This window comes from Streptomyces sp. URMC 123 (genome assembly GCF_051386515.1).
In the GTDB taxonomy this organism is placed as follows: Bacteria; Actinomycetota; Actinomycetes; order Streptomycetales; family Streptomycetaceae; genus Streptomyces.
Map to the genome: position 1 here is coordinate 1 of NZ_JBPQTV010000549.1, position 2,225 is coordinate 2,225.

The 2,225-nt window shown below is 75.9% G+C and carries 2 protein-coding genes; one reads left to right on the forward strand and one right to left on the reverse strand.

The features are described from left to right. The first annotated feature begins 52 nt into the window (after positions 1-52). Complete coding sequence (locus tag ACSNOD_RS30575; protein ID WP_436770335.1) at positions 53-1,294, forward strand: NAD(P)-binding domain-containing protein; 1,242 nt, start codon at positions 53-55, stop codon at positions 1,292-1,294. Here the strand turns inward: ACSNOD_RS30575 and ACSNOD_RS30580 are convergent. Further along, positions 1,281-2,225 (reverse strand): 1-phosphofructokinase family hexose kinase (locus ACSNOD_RS30580; protein ID WP_436770336.1); only part of this gene is annotated, 945 nt, incomplete at its 5' end. The genes ACSNOD_RS30575 and ACSNOD_RS30580 overlap by 14 nt on opposite strands.

Sequence of the window (2,225 nt, forward strand, 5' to 3'; positions counted from 1 at the left end):
CCCGTACCCCCTGCTTGCCCCGCATCCCCGTGACGAAAGAGCGGACCGACTGATGTACGACCTGGTAGTGGTGGGCGCCGGCCCCTATGGACTCTCCGTCGCGGCCCACGCGGCCGCGGCCGGCCTGCGGCTGCGCGTGATCGGCCGCCCGATGGCCTCCTGGCGGGACCACATGCCCGCCGGCATGTATCTGAAGTCCGAGCCGTGGTCCTCCCATCTGTCCTCGCCCGACCCCGGCCACACACTCGACGACTACTGCGCGGCCCAGGGGCTGCGCGCCGAGCACGGCACCCCGCTGCCCCTCGCCGCGTTCACCGGCTACGGGCTGTGGTTCGGCGAGCGGGCCGTGCCGCGGATCGAGGAGCGCACCGTCACCTCCGTGCGGCCCCAGGGCCCCGGCTTCCGGGTGGAGACGGCCGACGGCGAGACCATCGCCACCCGGACCGTCGCCCTGGCCGTCGGGGTCATGCCCTTCGTCCGCCGGCCCGGGGCGCTGGCCGCCCTCCCCGCGCACCTCGCCTCGCACAGCAGCGACCACCGCGACCTCGCCGCCTTCCGGGACCGGGACGTCACGGTCGTCGGCGCCGGCCAGGCCGCCCTGGAGACCGCCGCGCTCCTCGCCGAGCAGGGCGCGCGCCCCCGCATCGTGGCCCGCGCCGACAGGATCAACTGGAACAGCCCGCCCCAGCCCCTCCACCGCCCCGCGCTGCGGGCTCTGCGCGACCCGCACTGTGGGCTGGGCACCGGATGGCCCAGCTGGGTCTGGTCCGAACTGCCCTGGGCGGTACGGCGGCTGCCCGGCCCCACCCGGGTGCGCATCGCGGCCACCGCCCTCGGCCCGGCCGGCGCCTGGTGGCTCAGGCACCGGGTCGAAGGCGTGCTGCCGGTGGTGCTCGGCCGGCGGCTGGAGCGCGCCACCGCCTCCCCGGGCGGGGTGCGGCTCGACCTCGCCGGCACGGACGGCACCCGCACCGCCCTGGAGACCGAACACGTCATCGCCGCCACCGGCTTCGCGCCCGACCTCACCCGGCTGGAGCTCCTCGACCCGCTGCTGCGCGCCACCGTGCGCACGGTGCGCAGCGGACGGGCCCCGGAGCTGAGCGCCGCGTTCGAGTCCTCGCACCCCGGTCTGTTCTTCGCCGGTCTGCTCACGGCGCCGTCCTTCGGCCCGGCGATGCGCTTCGTCTACGGCGCCGCGTTCACCGCCCGCCGCCTGGTGCGCGGGGTGCGCCGCCGGGTCGGCGGGACGCCGCCCCCGGCGGCCTCGCGCGCCGCCGCGCTCATGGCTCGGTGAGGCTCACCCGTTTCGCCAGCTCGCGCACCGCCTCGTCCTTGATCGTGCCCAGCCCGTGCCGGGTGACGTTGAGGGCTCCGGCCGCGGCCCCCAGCCGCACCGCCTCGCGCAGCCCGGCGCCCTGGGCGAGGGCGGCCGTGATCCCCGCCGTCATGGTGTCGCCGGCGCCCCGGGGGTCGACGACCTGCACATCCGGCAGCGACACCGCGACGACGTCGTCGTCGATCAGCGCCAGGGCGGGCCTCTCCGCCCGGGACACCACGACCGTGCCCGCGCCGCGCTCGCGCAGCACCCGCATCGCCTCGATCAGCGCGGCGGGCTCGTCGGAGTCGGCGCGGCCGTCCGCGATCATCTCCTCGTGGCTGGTCTTGAGCAGGTCCACGCCCCCCTCCAGGCACGCGTCGAGCAGCGGCCCGCAGAGGTCGACGACGACGGTGCCGCCGTTGGCCCGCAGATCGCCCGCCAGCCGACGATAGGTGTCGGCCTCGACCAGGGTCGGATCGGCGGGGCCCGAGAGCACGCTGATCTCCGAGCGCAGGCCCTCGGTGAGACAGAGGGTGTAGAGGTCGTCCAGCTCGTGCCGGGTCAGCACGTCACCCGGCTGCTCGGCGACGGTGATCCGCTCGTTGTCCCGGCGGTCGTGGACGAAGACGCCGTTGCGCCCCTCCCGCTCCACCGCCCGTACCGTGCTGCCCTCGCTCTCCACGAGCCGCCGGATGATGGGGCCGCACTCGGCGCCGAACGCCCCGCACAGCACGGGGTGGACGCCGAGCGCGTTCAGGGCGCGGGCCTGCCAGACCCCTTGGCCGCCGCAGTGGACGTGCACATCGGGTCCGGTCTCGTCGTGCTCGATCGTGACCGTCAGCAGGGGCACGGGGGCGAAGATCATCACTTGGGTCATCGGAACGGTCCTCGGGGGTGGGACCGGGGC

What these genes read in the sequence shown, in the direction of transcription:
- ACSNOD_RS30575 (WP_436770335.1), top strand. Translation starts at nt 53, where the DNA reads ATGTACGACCTGGTAGTGGTGGGCGCCGGCCCCTATGGACTCTCCGTC.